General features: G+C 73.7%; 10 protein-coding genes. 8 read left to right on the forward strand and 2 right to left on the reverse strand.

Features of this window, described 5'->3' with window-relative positions:
• The first annotated feature begins 389 nt into the window (after positions 1 to 389).
• Positions 390 to 1,523 (forward strand): glycosyltransferase family 4 protein, encoded by a 1,134-nt coding sequence (locus tag ACH427_RS23985; RefSeq protein ID WP_398872328.1) that lies wholly within the window; start codon positions 390 to 392, stop codon positions 1,521 to 1,523.
• 521 nt (positions 1,524 to 2,044) lie between these two features.
• On the opposite strand, the gene ACH427_RS23990 is transcribed toward ACH427_RS23985, so the two are convergent.
• Positions 2,045 to 3,643 (reverse strand): PucR family transcriptional regulator, encoded by a 1,599-nt coding sequence (locus tag ACH427_RS23990; RefSeq protein WP_398872330.1) that lies wholly within the window; start codon positions 3,641 to 3,643, stop codon positions 2,045 to 2,047.
• A 109-nt stretch (positions 3,644 to 3,752) separates the two neighbouring features.
• On the opposite strand from ACH427_RS23990, the gene ACH427_RS23995 reads away from it, so the two are divergent.
• Complete coding sequence (locus ACH427_RS23995) at positions 3,753 to 5,051, forward strand: MFS transporter (protein ID WP_398872332.1); 1,299 nt, start codon at positions 3,753 to 3,755, stop codon at positions 5,049 to 5,051.
• A gap of 62 nt (positions 5,052 to 5,113) precedes the next feature.
• Here ACH427_RS23995 and ACH427_RS24000 read toward each other — a convergent pair whose 3' ends face one another.
• Positions 5,114 to 6,916, reverse strand: coding sequence for a glycoside hydrolase family 15 protein (locus ACH427_RS24000; protein WP_398872334.1), 1,803 nt, complete (start codon positions 6,914 to 6,916; stop codon positions 5,114 to 5,116).
• 436 nt (positions 6,917 to 7,352) lie between these two features.
• Between ACH427_RS24000 and ACH427_RS24005 the strand changes: the two genes are divergently transcribed.
• The 6 genes from ACH427_RS24005 (at position 7,353) to ACH427_RS24030 (ending at position 15,268) form a co-directional block, all read left to right on the forward strand.
• Positions 7,353 to 9,002 carry a CTP synthase gene (locus tag ACH427_RS24005; protein WP_398872336.1) on the forward strand — a complete coding sequence of 550 codons (1,650 nt, stop codon included), beginning with the start codon at positions 7,353 to 7,355 and terminating at the stop codon, positions 9,000 to 9,002.
• Between the two features lie 70 nt (positions 9,003 to 9,072).
• On the forward strand, positions 9,073 to 9,705 hold the full coding sequence (locus tag ACH427_RS24010) for an NUDIX domain-containing protein (RefSeq protein ID WP_398872338.1): 633 nt from the start codon (positions 9,073 to 9,075) through the stop codon (positions 9,703 to 9,705).
• 135 nt (positions 9,706 to 9,840) lie between these two features.
• Complete coding sequence (locus ACH427_RS24015) at positions 9,841 to 12,039, forward strand: tetratricopeptide repeat protein (protein ID WP_398872340.1); 2,199 nt, start codon at positions 9,841 to 9,843, stop codon at positions 12,037 to 12,039.
• A gap of 150 nt (positions 12,040 to 12,189) precedes the next feature.
• Positions 12,190 to 13,305 (forward strand): alanine dehydrogenase, encoded by a 1,116-nt coding sequence (ald, locus tag ACH427_RS24020; RefSeq protein ID WP_398872521.1) that lies wholly within the window; start codon positions 12,190 to 12,192, stop codon positions 13,303 to 13,305.
• Positions 13,306 to 13,625: 320 nt separating this feature from the next.
• Positions 13,626 to 14,753: a ParA family protein gene (locus tag ACH427_RS24025; protein ID WP_398872342.1), complete on the forward strand. Its 1,128-nt coding sequence runs from the start codon at positions 13,626 to 13,628 to the stop codon at positions 14,751 to 14,753.
• Positions 14,738 to 15,268 carry a hypothetical protein gene (locus tag ACH427_RS24030; protein WP_398872344.1) on the forward strand — a complete coding sequence of 177 codons (531 nt, stop codon included), beginning with the start codon at positions 14,738 to 14,740 and terminating at the stop codon, positions 15,266 to 15,268. Before ACH427_RS24025 ends, ACH427_RS24030 begins: the two co-directional genes overlap by 16 nt.
• The last annotated feature ends 24 nt before the right edge of the window (positions 15,269 to 15,292 follow it).

The following is a 15,292-nucleotide window of genomic DNA, read 5'->3' on the forward strand; positions in this document are numbered from 1 at the left end:
CGCCGGGCGAACGAAGGGGGCGCCCCTGGCCCTTGGGGCCGGCCTTCGGTCCGGCCTTGGGTTCGGCGCCGACCGGGTCCGGCGGTGGCCCGCGAGGCGCCGACCGGGTCCGGCCCTTCCGCATATTGAGCTTCCGCAGAGGAGCGCACACGCGTCGGGCCCGCGGTGATCCGGCGGCGCTGGCACACAGTCGGTACCGCATGCCACCGCCGTCGTGAGGCCGGCCGCCAAGAATCACCTATGTGAGTGAACCCGCGCATGCGTGGGCGAGGTAAGGCGGCCGACCCGCGAGACGGTGGTGTCGGGATGTCGGTGAAGGCTGGCATCCTGGGCGCGGCACCGCAGCGCCGTCCGTCCTCGCCCGACGCCGAATCAGGAGCTTCACCCGCGTGAGCAGCACACCCGTCTCGCCGCACGGGCGCCCACCCCTGCACGCCGTGCAAGTGCTGGGCGGCGGCGGTTCCGGCAGTGGACCGCATGTGCGGTCGCTGGCCGCCGGGCTGGTCGCGCGCGGGCTGCGGGTGACGGTGTGCGCACCGCGGCGCACGGGCGAAGGGTACGGCTTCACGGGCGCCGGGGCCGTCGGCGGCGCCTCGTTCGCGCCACTGCGCACCGGCCCGGACGCCCTGGCCGTCGCCGGGATCCGGGCCGCGAGCACGGGCGCGGACGTGGTCCACGCGCACGGTCTGCGGTCGGGGGTGCTCGCGGCACTCGCGCTGCGGGGACGGCGTACGCCCCTGGTTGTCACCTGGCACACGAGGGCGCGCGCGGCAGGGGCGCGCGCCCAGCTCGTACGGCTGATGGAACGGCAGGCGGCCCGTGCCGCGGCCGTCGTGCTCGGGGTGACCTCTGAGCTCGTCGACCGGGCGCGCCAGCGCGGCGCCCGGGATGCCCGGCTGGCCCCCGTCGGGGTGCCCGCGCCGCGCCCCGCCCCCGAGGACGACGAGCCGACGCGCAACAAGACGCGGGCCGAACTGGGGGCCGTCGCCCGGCCGTTGCTCGTCACGGTCGGCAGGCTGGAGGCCGACCAGGGCCACGGGCCCCTCCTCGACGCGGCCCGCGCCTGGCGTGAACTCGACCCCGAGCCCCTCCTCGTCGTGGCCGGCGAGGGCCGCGAACGGCCGGTCATCCAGCGCAGGATCGAGACGGAGGGCCTGCCGGTCCTCCTGGTGGGCCACCGCGACGACGTACCGGACCTGCTGGCCACGGCCGACGTGGCGATCCTCTCCAGCCGGTGGGAGGCCCGCTCCGTGCTCGCGCAGGAGGCCCTGCACGCGGGCGTCCCCCTGGTGGCGACCGCGGTCGGCGGCGTGCCGGACCTGGTCGGCGAGGCGGCCGAGCTCGTCCCGTACGGCGACGCGGCCGCGCTGGCCGCCGCCGTGAGCCGCCTGCTCGCCGACCCGGTCCGCCGGGCGGAACTCTCGGCGGCGGGCCGCGAACAGGCGGCGACGTGGCCGACGGAGGACGACACGGTGGCGCATGTGCTGAGCGTGTACGACGAATTGAGCTCGCGGCGGCGTTGAGCGGCGGGGGCGGGGTCGAATAACGGCCGTCGTGCCAGGTTCCGTGAGTGCGCTGTGTGCGGGCTCCGGTTCGGGGTGGCGTTGAGCGGCGGGGCGGGCGGGGTCACGGCACGGCTGTCGTGTCAGGTTCCGTGAGTGCGGTGTGTGCGGGATCCGGCTGCGGTATGTGTCGTCGGGTCCGCAGTGCGGGGTCCGGTTCGGGGTGGCGTTGAGGGACGGTCGCCGGGGGTGCCACGACCGCCGTGCCCGCGGCGTGCGGTTCGGCGGCAGGGCACAGGGCCGCGCCAGGTGCCCTGTGCCTGCCGCGCCGGGCGGGAAGCCGGGCTCGCGGCGTCGCTGAACGCCATAAGCCGGGTCCGGAGCCGGGCCGCGCCAAGTGTCCTTGTGCCCGCGACCCAGGGGATACGGCGACAGCCGGGCGCCAGGGGCGGGCCGCGTGCCCTTGCGCCCGTACCCCGACTCGACCGGCCGCGAGCCGAGTTCGTGGCCTCGCCGACCCGCGCGGTCGCCTCCGGGCCGGGCTACGCCACGTGCCGTCGTGCCCGCAGCGCCAGGTTCAGGGAGAGCGCCGTGTGCGGGTCCTCCAGGTCCGTGCCCAGGAGGCGGCCTATGCGTGCCAGGCGGTCGTAGAGCGTCTGGCGGTTGAGGTGGAGCTCGCGTGCCGTCTCCGCCTTGCGTCCGGCGTGGGCCAGATACGTCTCCAGCGTCGGCAGCAGTGCCTGGCGGGACGCGCGGTCGTGGGTGATGAGCGGCCCGATCACCCGGTCCACGAACGCCGCCAGATCGCCCTGCGAGCGCAGCCGCCACAGCAGCACGTCCACGTCCAGCTGCCGGACGTCGTGCCAGAGCCGGTCCGGCAGACCACGGGCCGCCGTCGCCGCCTCCGCGGCGTGGCGCAGGCCCGGCCCCACCGTGTCCCACCCCGTGGGCGCGCCCGTCACCACCACGGGGTGACGCTGCCCCGACCGCTCGGCCCCGGCCCGCAGCGCCCCGGCCACCCGGTCCGCGACGCCGGGGCGCTCCGCCTCGTCCCGCAGCCCCACCAGCAGCGGTATCCGGCCCTCCGGCAGCCGTACGCCCAGCAGCACCGGCGCCCCCACCGCGGCCAGCTCCTCCTGCACCGCGCACACCAGCGCGGCCCAGCTGTCGGGCGGTACGAGATCGGTGGACAGCCGCAGCACCATCGGCAGCAGCGGGCCGGGCCCCGGCCGGAAGCCGAGCACGCGGGCCTGGGCGGGAGCGTCGGCCGCATCGACGCGGCCGTCCGCGAGGCCGGAGAGGAAGTCGCCCCGGCCGCGCGCCGCGAGCTCCTCCTCCTGCCGGGCCTGGAGGAGGACGACGGCCAGCAGCCCCGCCGTACGGTCGGCGGCGATCCGGTGCACGGGCGCCAGCGGCGCGTTCACCGGCAGCACGGTCAGCCGGGCCCGGACCGCGCCGGGCCCCGGGCCCTGGCCGGGAATGTCGGTGGTCAGCGCGCCCGCGAGCCCCGCGTCACGCAGCCCTTCCCACACCTGGAGCGGATCGGCGCCCGTCCGGCCCGCGGGCCCCGCCGCGTAGAGCAGCCGCCCGTCCGGCGTCTGGAGGAAGACGGGATTGCCGGTGAAGCCCGCGAACAGCCGCAGCACCTCGGGCACCCCGCCACCGCCCAGCAGCACCTCCGTGCACCGCCGGTGGACCTCCTCGGCGCGCCGCAGCAGGGCGTAGTGCTCGTTGACCAGCTCGGTGTGGATCTCCTCGGTCACCGCGACGAACGGCACCTCACGGTGCAGCTGGACCAGCGGCAGGCCCAGCGAGCGGGCCGTGTCCACGACCGTCGCGGGCAGCGTCGCGAACCGGGCGCCCAGCTCCACCACCAGCGCCGCGATGCCCCGCTCGGCCAGGCCCCGGACGAAGCCGCGCTGCTCGGCCGGGCGGCTGCCCAGCCCCAGCCCGGTGGTCAGCAGCAGCTCGCCGCCCTTGAGGAGGGTGGCGATGTGCGGTGCCTCGCCCGCGTGCACCCAGCGCACCGGGCGGTCGAGCCGGTCGCCCGCGGCCAGCACCTCGGGCAGGCCCTTGCGCAGGGCGGGCAGGTCGAGCGCCCGCGCCACGGTGATCGTCCCTTGCGGGCCTTGCGGTTCCATGACCGGGAACGCTACTCGGCCCACCCCGGCGCGGACCACCGCCGCCGGACCGGCCGGACCCGGTCCGGGCCGGTGCCGGGGCGGGCGGGCCGCCCCTACGCTGTCGCGCATGACCGCAGTCCCCGAGTCGGCCCCGGACTCCGCCGACATACCCGGCATATCCCCGGCGGCCGACCGCGCCGCCGTCCAGCGGCACACCGTCAGGGTCCTGATGTCGGCACAGGTGGCCGCCGGGATCGGGATGGGCTCGATGATCTCCTCCGGGGGAATCCTGATCGAGCACCTCACCGGCTCCGAGGCCGTCGCGGGCCTCGGCACCACGCTCACGACCCTGGGCGCCGCCCTGCTGTCCGTCCCCCTCGCCACGCTCTCCCGGGCCCGCGGCCGCCGCGCCGGGCTGGGCACCGGCTGGCTGGTCGCGGCCGCCGGGGCACTGACGGTGCTGCTGGCGGCGGGCGCGGACCTGCCGCCCCTGGTGCTGCTCGGGATGCTGCTCATCGGCGCGGGCACGGCGGCCAACCTCCAGTCCCGCTACGCGGCCACCGACCTCGCCCCACCCCGCACCCGCGCCCGCGAGCTCTCGCTCGTCGTCTGGTCCACCACCGTGGGCAGCGTCCTCGGCCCCAACCTCAGCGGCCCCGGCGCCGTGCTCGGCCGCGCGCTGGGGGTGCCGGAGACCGCGGGCACCTTCGTCTTCTCCCTCGTGGCCTTCTGCGCGGGAGCCGCGATCGTCCTCGTACGGCTGCGTCCGGACCCCCTTCTGCTGGCCGTCCAGGACGCCGCGAGAGCCGCCGGGGACGTCACCGGCCGGGCCCGTTTCCGTACCCGAATGAGCGGAGCCCTGCGTCATGTCTCGGCTTCACCCTCGGCGCTGACCGGGCTGACCGCGCTGGTCCTCGGGCATGCCGTGATGGTGTCGGTGATGACGATGACGCCCATTCATCTCGCCCACCACGGCGCCTCGTTGAGCCTCGTGGGCCTCACCGTCAGCCTGCACATCGCCGGGATGTACGGCCTGTCGCCACTGGTGGGGCGGCTCACCGACCGCGTCGGCCGGGTGCCGGTGATCCTGCTCGGGCAGGTGGTCTTCGTCGCCGCGACGCTGCTCGCGGGCACCGCGGGAAGCCGCCGCTGGGCGGTCACCGCCGGGCTGCTGCTCCTCGGCATCGGCTGGTCGTGCGCGACCGTCGCCGGGTCCACTCTGCTCAGCGAGTCCGTGGACGCCGGGCACCGGGCGGAGGTCCAGGGGCTCTCCGACACCCTGATGAACCTCGTCGGCGCGGCGGGCGGGGCGCTCTCCGGCGGGCTGGTCGCCGCCGTGGGCTACGGCGGCCTGAACGCCGCGGCGGCGCTCCTCGTGGCGCCGGCCGGCTGCTGCGCGCTGTATTTCGGGCTGCGCGGGAGATAGCCCGCCCGTACGGGCCCGAAGGCGTGTGCCCCGGGCCCGTACGGCGAGATGTCTCCGGAGTCTCAGCCGCCGAACGCGCTCGACGCCGTGAGCCGCAGCGCCGTGTCGATCAGCGGGACGTGGCTGAACGCCTGCGGGAAGTTGCCCACCTGGCGCTGGAGGCGGGGGTCCCACTCCTCCGCGAGGAGTCCGAGGTCGTTGCGGAGCGCGAGCAGCTTCTCGAACAGCTGCCGCGCCTCGTCGACCCGGCCGATCATGGCGAGGTCGTCGGCGAGCCAGAACGAGCAGGCCAGGAAGGCCCCTTCGTCGCCCTCCAGACCGTCCACGCCGCACTCGTCGCCCACCGTGGGATAGCGCAGGACGAAGCCGTCCGGGGTCGACAGCTCCCGCTGGATCGCCTCGATGGTGCCGATGACGCGCTTGTCGTCGGGCGGCAGGAAGCCCATCTGCGGGATCAGCAGCAGGGAGGCGTCCAGCTCCTTCGACCCGTAGGACTGGGTGAAGGTGTTGCGTTCCTTGTCGTAGCCCTTCTCGCACACGTCGCGGTGGATGTCCTCGCGCAGCTCGCGCCAGCGCTCCAGGGGCCCGTCGACGTCGCCGGCCTCGATGAGCTTGATGGTGCGGTCCACCGCGACCCAGGCCATGACCTTGGAGTGGACGAAGTGCCGGCGCGGGCCGCGGACCTCCCAGATGCCCTCGTCGGGCTCGTTCCAGTGGTCCTCCAGATAGCCGATCAGCCGCAGCTGGAGCAGGCTCGCGTAGTCGTTGCGGGCGAGGCCGGTCATATGGGCGAGGTGCAGCGCCTCGGTGACCTCGCCGTAGACGTCGAGCTGGAGCTGGCCGGCGGCGCCGTTGCCGATGCGGACGGGCCGGGAGTTCTCATAGCCGGGCAGCCAGGGCAGCTCCGCCTCGCCGAGCTCTCGTTCGCCCGCGATGCCGTACATGATCTGGAGGTTCTCGGGGTCGCCCGCGACCGCGCGCAGCAGCCACTCGCGCCAGGCGCGGGCCTCCTCGCGGTAGCCGGTGCGCAGCAGCGAGGAGAGGGTGATCGCCGCGTCCCGCAGCCAGGTGAAGCGGTAGTCCCAGTTCCGGGAGCCGCCGATGTCCTCGGGCAGGGAGGTGGTCGGCGCGGCGACGATGCCGCCGGTCGGGGCGTATGTGAGGGCCTTGAGCGTGATCAGCGAGCGGACGACGGCGTCCCGGTAGGGGCCGTGGTACGTGCAGTGCTCGACCCACTCCCGCCAGAACTCCTCCGTGGCCACCAGCGACCCCTCCGGGTCGGGCAGCGCCGGGGCCTCGTGGTGGGAGGGCTGCCAGCTGATGGTCAGCGCGACGCGCTCGCCGGGGGCGACGGTGAAGTCGGAGTAGGTCGTCAGGTCCTTGCCGAAGGTGTCGGCGGTGGTGTCCAGCCACACCGAGTCGGGCCCGGCCACGGCCACCGAGCGGTCGCCGACCTTGTGCACCCACGGCACGACGCGGCCGTAGGAGAAGCGCATCCGCAGCGCCGAGCGCATCGGCACCCGGCCGCTGACGCCCTCCACGATCCTGATCAGCTGGGGCGCCCCGTCGCGCGGGGGCATGAAGTCGATCACTCGCACGGTGCCGCGCGGGGTGTCCCACTCGGATTCGAGCACGAGGGAGTCCCCCCGGTACCGGCGGCGGTCGGCCCGCGGTGGCGCGGCCCCCGAGGGGTGCGCGGGGCCGACCCGCCAGAAGCCGTGTTCCTCCGTGCCGAGCAGGCCGGCGAACGCGGCATGCGAGTCGAAGCGCGGGAGGCACAGCCAGTCGGCCGTGCCGTCCCGGCAGACCAGGGCGGCGGTCTGCATGTCACCGATGAGTGCGTAATCCTCGATACGCCCGGCCACGTCATCTCCAGTCGAACGGCCACGGGACCCCGCGGGGCCCTCTTGCGGTCAAGCGATCTTTAGACGAGCTCTTGTTCCGGAGAAAGGCGTGGGTGGTGCCGTGCCGGCCGGCTCGCTGCATGTGTCCGTGCAGGATACGACGCGGAGTTGGTGTGACGCGCGACGGTCGGGGAACGAATCTGAGCCGAACGGGTGGCCTGGGACAACGGTGCGGGACGGGGCCGGAGAGCGGGTCCGCGAGCACCTCGGGAGGGCCGCGGGAGCGCCCCGGCGGAGGGGGCCCACGCGTCACCGGACGCGTACGGGCCGGGGCGCTGATACCCTGGTACCCCGTGGACCGGTGGGCGCAAGACCCCCCAACCGCAGCGACGGCACCCCCGAAGAGACCGGGTGGTCGCCGATACGCACCTCACCTCGCGACCACGGGAGCCCCCCTTTGGCCATTGCCGCAAAGCCCACGACGACCAAGCACCTCTTCGTCACGGGGGGTGTCGCCTCCTCGCTCGGCAAGGGCCTGACCGCCTCCAGCCTGGGCGCGCTGCTCAAGGCGCGGGGGCTGCGGGTCACGATGCAGAAGCTCGACCCGTACCTGAACGTCGACCCGGGCACGATGAACCCGTTCCAGCACGGCGAGGTCTTCGTCACCAACGACGGCGCCGAGACCGACCTGGACATCGGCCACTACGAGCGCTTCCTCGACGTGGACCTCGACGGGTCCGCCAACGTCACCACCGGCCAGGTCTACTCCACCGTGATCGCCAAGGAGCGGCGCGGCGAGTACCTGGGCGACACCGTGCAGGTCATCCCGCACATCACCAATGAGATCAAGCACCGCATCCGGCGCATGGCGACCGACGACGTCGACGTCGTCATCACCGAGGTCGGCGGCACCGTCGGCGACATCGAGTCGCTGCCGTTCCTGGAGACGGTCCGTCAGGTCCGCCACGAGGTCGGCCGTGACAACGTCTTCGTCGTGCACATCTCGCTGCTGCCCTACATCGGCCCCTCCGGCGAGCTGAAGACCAAGCCGACCCAGCACTCCGTCGCCGCCCTGCGCAACATCGGCATCCAGCCCGACGCCATCGTGCTGCGCGCCGACCGCGAGGTCCCGACCGCCATCAAGCGCAAGATCTCGCTGATGTGCGACGTCGACGAGGCCGCCGTGGTCGCCGCGATCGACGCCCCGTCGATCTACGACATCCCCAAGGTGCTGCACACCGAGGGCCTGGACGCCTATGTCGTCCGCAAGCTGGACCTGCCGTTCCGCGATGTGAACTGGACCCAGTGGGAGGACCTGCTGGACCGCGTCCACAACCCCGCGCACGAGGTCACCGTCGCGCTCGTCGGCAAGTACATCGACCTGCCCGACGCCTACCTCTCGGTCACCGAGGCCATCCGCGCCGGCGGCTTCGCCAACCGTGCCAAGGTCAAGGTCAAGTGGGTCGCCTCCGACGACTGCAAGACCCCGGCCGGCGCGCAGAAGCAGCTCGGCGACGTCGACGCGATCTGCATCCCGGGCGGCTTCGGCGACCGCGGTGTGAACGGCAAGGTCGGCGCGATCACCTACGCCCGCGAGAACAAGGTCCCGCTGCTGGGCCTGTGCCTGGGCCTGCAGTGCGTGGTCATCGAGGCCGCGCGCAACCTCGCCGGCATCGAGGGCGCCAACTCCACCGAGTTCGACCCGGCCACCGCCAACCCGGTGATCTCCACCATGGCCGAGCAGCTGGACATCGTCGCCGGTGAGGGCGACATGGGCGGCACCATGCGACTGGGCATGTACCCGGCGAAGCTCGCCGAGGGCTCCATCGTCCGCGAGGTCTACGCGGACGAGCCCTACGTCGAGGAGCGCCACCGCCACCGCTACGAGGTCAACAACTCCTACCGCGCGGAGCTGGAGAAGGCCGGCCTGGTCTTCTCGGGCACGTCCCCCGACAACAAGCTCGTCGAGTACGTCGAGTACCCGCGCGAGACGCACCCCTACCTGGTCGCCACCCAGGCGCACCCGGAGCTGCGCTCCCGCCCGACCCGCCCGCACCCGCTCTTCGCGGGCCTGGTGAAGGCGGCCGTCGAGCGCCAGCAGGGCTGACCTATACGGTTGCCGGGGTGGGGGCCTTCCGGGCCCCCACCCCGGTTTTTCGTTTTTTGGGAGGACGCAGATGGGCATCAAGGACACCGCCGAGGAGTGGCAGGTCACCGAGACCGCGACCCCGTTCACCGGCAACAAGACCAGTGTGCGCACCGACCGGGTCGTCATGCCCGACGGCTCCGCCGTCACCCGTGACTACCAGGTGCACCCCGGCTCGGTCGCCGTCCTCGCCCTCGACGAGCAGGGCCGGGTGCTCATCCTCAAGCAGTACCGCCACCCCGTGCGCCAGAGGCTGTGGGAGATCCCCGCCGGGCTGCTCGACATCCCCGGCGAGAACCCGCTGCACGCCGCCCAGCGCGAGCTGTTCGAGGAGGCGCACGTCAAGGCCGAGGACTGGCGGGTCCTCACCGACGTCTACACCACGCCCGGCGGCTGCGACGAGGCCGTCCGCGTCTTCCTGGCCCGCGGCCTCTCCGAGGCGGAGGGCGAGCGCTTCGAGGTCTCCGAGGAGGAGGCCGACATGGAGTTCGCCCGCGTGCCGCTTCAGGAGCTGGTGCGGGGCGTACTCGCGGGGGAGCTGCACAACAACTGCCTGGTGGTGGGCGTGCTGGCGCTGACGGCGGTGCTCCGCGACGGCGAGGCGGGCCTGGCCGCGCTGCGCCCGGCGGACGCCCCGTGGCCGGCCCGGCCCTTCGAGGCGTAGCGGCGCCGCCGGGGCCCGCCCGGAATTTTCCTCCGACCGTCCGGAGAACCGAATAGGTGATCTTCATGGAGCGGGCGTCGCGTGTCCGGGACCCCACCGGAGCGTGAACTAGGCTCAGGGCGTGCAGGGAAGAGAGTGGGCCCCGTGACGCAGCCTCAGCGACCGGTGTTCGTCGGGCGCCGCCGTGAGCTGGAGGAGCTGCGGGCCGACATCGACCGCACCGGACTCGACACCCTCGCGGGCCGCAAGTCGCCCCGCAGCCGGGTCCTCCTGATCGCCGGGCGCCCCGGCTCCGGCCGTACGGCGCTCGCCGAGGAGCTCGCCCGCAGGCTGGCCGGCGACTACCCCGACGGTGTGCTGCGCGCCCGCCTCACGGGCGCCGACGGCGAGCCCGTACCCACCGAGCGCACCGCCCGCGCCCTGCTCACCGCCGTCGGCGCGCCCGTGCCCGCCGGGGCGGAGGAGGACGAGCTCACGGAGGCGCTGCGCACCGCGCTCAACGGACGCAAGGCGCTGCTGCTCCTCGACGACGCGGCGGGCGCCGAGCAGGTGGACCCGCTGCTGCCGGACGCGTCGGACTGCCTGGTCGTGGCCGTCTCCCGGGGCCCGCTGACCGGCGTGCCCGACGTGCGGCCGTGCACCCTGGGCGGCCTGGAGAAGGCGGCGGCCATAGAGCTGCTGGAACGGTACGCCGGGCCGACCCGGATCACCTGCGACCCGGTGGCCGCGAGCGCCGTCGTGGAGGAGTGCGGAGGCCAGCCCGCGGCGCTCGTCCTGATCGGCGGCTGGCTGGCGGCCGACTCCAAGGTCTCCGTCGCCGACGTCGCCACCCGGCTGCGCGAGCTGCCGCCCGCCGAGGGCTACGACAGCGCGGGCCGCACGGTGGCGCGCGCCTTCTGGCTCGCCCACGAGGCGCTGCCGCCGCCCGCCGCCCGGATGCTGCGGCTGCTGGCGCTGGCCCCGGCCGGTCCGGCCGACGCGCACACCACCTCCGCGCTGGCGGGCTGTTCGGTGGCCGCCGCGCAGACCGCGCTGGAGGACTTCGCCGCCCGGGGCATGCTGCGCCCCGAGCCCGCGGTGGGCCATGTGCCGGCGCAGTACTGGGTGCCCGGCTGCCTGGCGCCGATGCTGCGGTCGCTGCTGGAGACCCAGGAGCGGCCCGCGGAGGTCGAGTTGGCGCGGGCCCGGATGCTGGAGCGGACGGTGCGTCAGCTGCACTCGTGCCGGGCGACCACCGAGACCTGCGACCCGCTGACCCGCAAGCGGCTCGCCGAACTGCCGCGGCCGCTGCGCTTCCCCTCGCCGCGGGCCGCCGAGGAGTGGCTGCGGGGACGGCTGCCCGCGCTGCTCGCGGCGGCGCGGCTGGCCGTCGAGGACGGCCGCCTGGACACACTCGCGCGGCGGCTGGTCTCCGCGCTGACCCGGGCGCTGACGGCCCATCTGGGGGCCGAGGAGGCGGGCCCGGAGCTCTATGGGCTGCACCAGCTCGTGCTGGACGTGGCGCAGCGCTGCGAGATGCCGCTGGAGAAGGCTGCGGCCCTGCTGAACCTCGGTGACCTCGACGCCCGCGCCGGGCGCACCCGCACCGCGCTGGGCCGCTACCGCGAGGCGCTGGACGCGGCGCGCGACGCCTCCGACCCGTACGCCATCAGCCGGTCGCTGGAGTCGATCGCCGCCGCGCAGCAGGAGCTGGGCGACTGGCAGCGGGCCGCCGACTGGTACCGCAGGGCGCTGGAGCTGCGGCTGACGCGCGGTGAACTCGCCGACGAGGCACGGCTGTACGGGCGGCTGGGCGCCGTCCACACCTACGCGGGCCAGTGGGGCGAGGCGCTGCGCGACTGGCGCGCGGCGGCGGCCGCCCACCGCAGGCTGCGCGATCTGCCGGGGCACGCCCGGGCGCTGACCGAGGTCGCCCGGGTGCAGGAGTACGCGGGCCGCCCGCAGGACGCGCTGCGCACGTGCCGGGAGGCGGTGGAGTGCGCGCGGCAGGCGGGCGACGTACGGCTCCAGGCGGCGGTACGGCTGCGGCTGGCGGACACCCTGGAGCGGCTCGGCGACCCCGCCGCCGCCGGGGCGCACCGCGAGGAGGCCGGGCGGCTGCTGGCGGCGGGCGCGGTGCCGGAGGCCGGTGGCGGCGCGATATCGGCCGCCGGATCTCCTCCCGCGCGCCCGGCCGGTGCGGCGGGTCCCACCGCGGACCCGGCGGTGGATCCCGTCGCGGACCCCGCCGTGAAACCCACCGCGGACCCCGCTGTGGGCCCCACCGTGAACCGCGCCGCCCCGGCTGCTCGGTGCGAGCCCCCATCAACCGAGGGTTACCTACGAAATCAGTAGTTGATCGCCAGAAGATTGGCGCTTTGCAAGGCTAGACAGCGCGAGATCCTTCATTAGACTGGTTGAGCCGCGAGCGCCGCGGTCTGCTCTGGTGTGCCCCGGCATTTCCGGAATAGCCTGTCATTCTCTGATTCAAGGACCGTGATCGACGTGAAGGTCGGCATCCCCCGCGAGGTCAAGAACAACGAGTTCCGCGTGGCCATCACGCCCGCCGGCGTGCATGAGCTCGTGCGCAACGGCCACCAGGTCTACGTGGAGCAGGGTGCCGGTGTCGGCTCCTCCATCACGGACGCCGAGTACACGGCCGCGGGCGCGAACATCCTGGAGACCGCCGACGAGGTCTGGGAGACCGCCGACCTCCTGCTGAAGGTCAAGGAGCCGATCGCCGAGGAGTACCACCGCCTCCGCAAGGGGCAGACGCTCTTCACCTACCTGCACCTCGCGGCCTCCCGCGAGTGCACCGACGCGCTGCTCCAGTCCGGCACCACCGCCATCGCGTACGAGACGGTCGAGACCGCGAACCGCGCCCTGCCGCTGCTCGCCCCGATGTCCGAGGTCGCGGGCCGGCTGGCCCCGCAGGTCGGCGCCTACCACCTGATGCGCGCGGCCGGCGGCCGCGGCGTGCTGCCGGGCGGTGTCCCGGGTGTCGCCGCGGGCAAGGCCGTCGTCATCGGCGGCGGCGTCTCCGGCTGGAACGCCGCGCAGATCGCCGTCGGCATGGGCTTCCACGTCACCCTGCTCGACAAGGACATCAACAAGCTCCGCGAGGCCGACAAGGTCTTCGGCACCAAGGTGCAGACGATCGTCTCCAACGCCTTCGAGCTGGAGAAGGCCGTCGTCGAGGCCGACCTCGTCATCGGCGCCGTCCTCATCCCGGGCGCCAAGGCCCCGAAGCTGGTCACCAACGAGCTCGTCGCCAAGATGAAGCCCGGAAGTGTACTTGTCGACATTGCGATCGACCAGGGCGGCTGCTTCGAGGACTCGAAGCCGACCACCCACACGGAGCCGACCTTCGAGGTCCACGAGTCGGTCTTCTACTGCGTCGCGAACATGCCCGGCGCGGTCCCGAACACCTCCACCTACGCGCTGACCAACGCCACGCTGCCCTACATCGTGGAGCTGGCCAACCGCGGCTGGCAGGAGGCGCTGCGCCGCGACGCCGCGCTCGCCAAGGGCCTCAACACCCACGAGGGACAGGTCGTTTACGGCCCCGTCGCCGAGGCGCACGGGCTGCCGCACCTCGAACTGAGCGACCTCCTCGGCTGAGTCGTCAACACGACACGCCAAGAACGCGCACCCGGCCGGGCCTTGCTCCACAAGGCCCGGCCGGGGCGTTTCGGGGCCGTTTCGAGGGCCCGCGAAACTTCCGGGCAATAGGTCGCACGCCCTTGACAGAAGGGTGTTCGATTGCCGACACATCGTGCCGTCTCCGGCGGATTGTGTTGCTGCGGACCGCCGACACGCCATAGAGTCGCCAACCGTCGGCATGGTGCAACGCTGACCTATCTAGATGTTTCCTGGTCACCAAGGAGGTAGGACGACTTGTGAATGAGTCGACATTTGCTCCCGGGGGTGGTCACCCAGGAATGTCTGCGCAGGGCCAGAGTCCCATGGGACTCGAAGCTGTCGGCTCCGTCGCTGTCCACACCTTCGCGGCACACCAGAACATCCAGAGCACACCGACAGCCCACCAGAGCATGGACGGCCATCACGTGAACGCCATGGCCGGCGACCGCGGCGGAGCGGATTCCGCCCGGCTCGCCGACTACGAGGACGTGCCCGAGGGGCACTTCTACGACCCTGACGCGGAGTACGAGCCCGACCCCGAGTACGCGGCCACCCTCGCGCCCGACGCTGCCCGGCAGCGCCGCGAGCGCATCGGCCCCACCGGGCGTCCCCTGCCGTACTTCCCCATCCCCGGTCCGCTGACCGACCACGGCCCCGCGAAGATCATCGCGATGTGCAACCAGAAGGGCGGGGTCGGCAAGACCACCTCGACCATCAACCTGGGCGCGGCACTCGCGGAGTACGGACGCCGGGTGCTGCTCGTCGACTTCGACCCGCAGGGCGCGCTCTCGGTCGGCCTCGGCGTCAACCCGATGGAGCTCGACCTGACGGTCTACAACCTGCTCATGGAGCGGGGCATGTCGGCCGACGAGGTGCTCCTGAAGACGGCCGTGCCCAACATGGACCTGCTGCCCAGCAATATCGACTTGTCGGCGGCCGAGGTCCAGCTCGTCAGCGAGGTCGCGCGCGAGTCGACGCTCCAGCGCGCCCTGAAGCCGCTGCTGGCCGACTACGACTACATCGTCATCGACTGCCAGCCCTCGCTCGGCCTGCTCACCGTCAACGCGCTGACGGCGGCTCACAAGGTGATCGTGCCGCTGGAGTGCGAGTTCTTCGCGCTGCGCGGTGTGGCCCTGCTCACCGAGACGATCGAGAAGGTCCAGGAGCGGCTCAACCCCGAGCTGGAGCTGGACGGCATCCTCGCCACGATGTACGACTCGCGGACCGTGCACAGCCGCGAGGTGCTCGCGCGCGTGGTCGAGGCGTTCGACGACCACGTCTACCACACGGTCATCGGCCGGACGGTCCGCTTCCCCGAGACCACGGTCGCGGGCGAGCCGATCACCACGTACGCCTCCAACTCCGTGGGTGCCGCCGCCTACCGTCAGCTCGCCAGGGAGGTGCTCGCCCGGTGTCACGCCGAGTGAGTCTGCCCGGCGCCGACGAACTGTTCCGCACGACCGGGGGGACCGGGCTGCAGTCCTCCCCCCGCCGGCAGGCGAGCGGCGACGCGGCGCCCCGGGTCCCCGGCCCGGCCGCCGAGCCCGAGGCCCCGGAGAGCGGTGGTGACGAGGGCCGGGCCGAGCACGGCGGGCGGGGCACGGCCGGCACGGAGCGGGAGGCCGCGGGCGAGCGCCGCGCCGCCGCGCAGGCCCCCGACCGCACCCGCGCCGAGCCCGTCGCCCCGGCCCAGGGCCGCCGCCGCGGCCGGGCCGCCAACCGCAGGCCCAGCGGCCGCGAGCGGCACGACGAGAAGATCACCGTCTATGTCTCCGCCGAGGAGCTCATGGACCTCGAACACGCCCGGCTGGTGCTGCGCGGCGAGCACGGCCTGGCCGTCGACCGCGGCAGGATCGTCCGCGAGGCCGTCGCCGTCGTCCTCGCCGACCTGGAGTCGCGGGGCGACGCGAGCATCCTCGTGCGCCGCCTGCGCGGCCGCTGAGCGCGTTCGCCGATAGCCTGCCCG

Source organism: Streptomyces sp. NPDC020379 (assembly GCF_044387105.1).
In the GTDB taxonomy this organism is placed as follows: domain Bacteria; phylum Actinomycetota; class Actinomycetes; order Streptomycetales; family Streptomycetaceae; genus Streptomyces.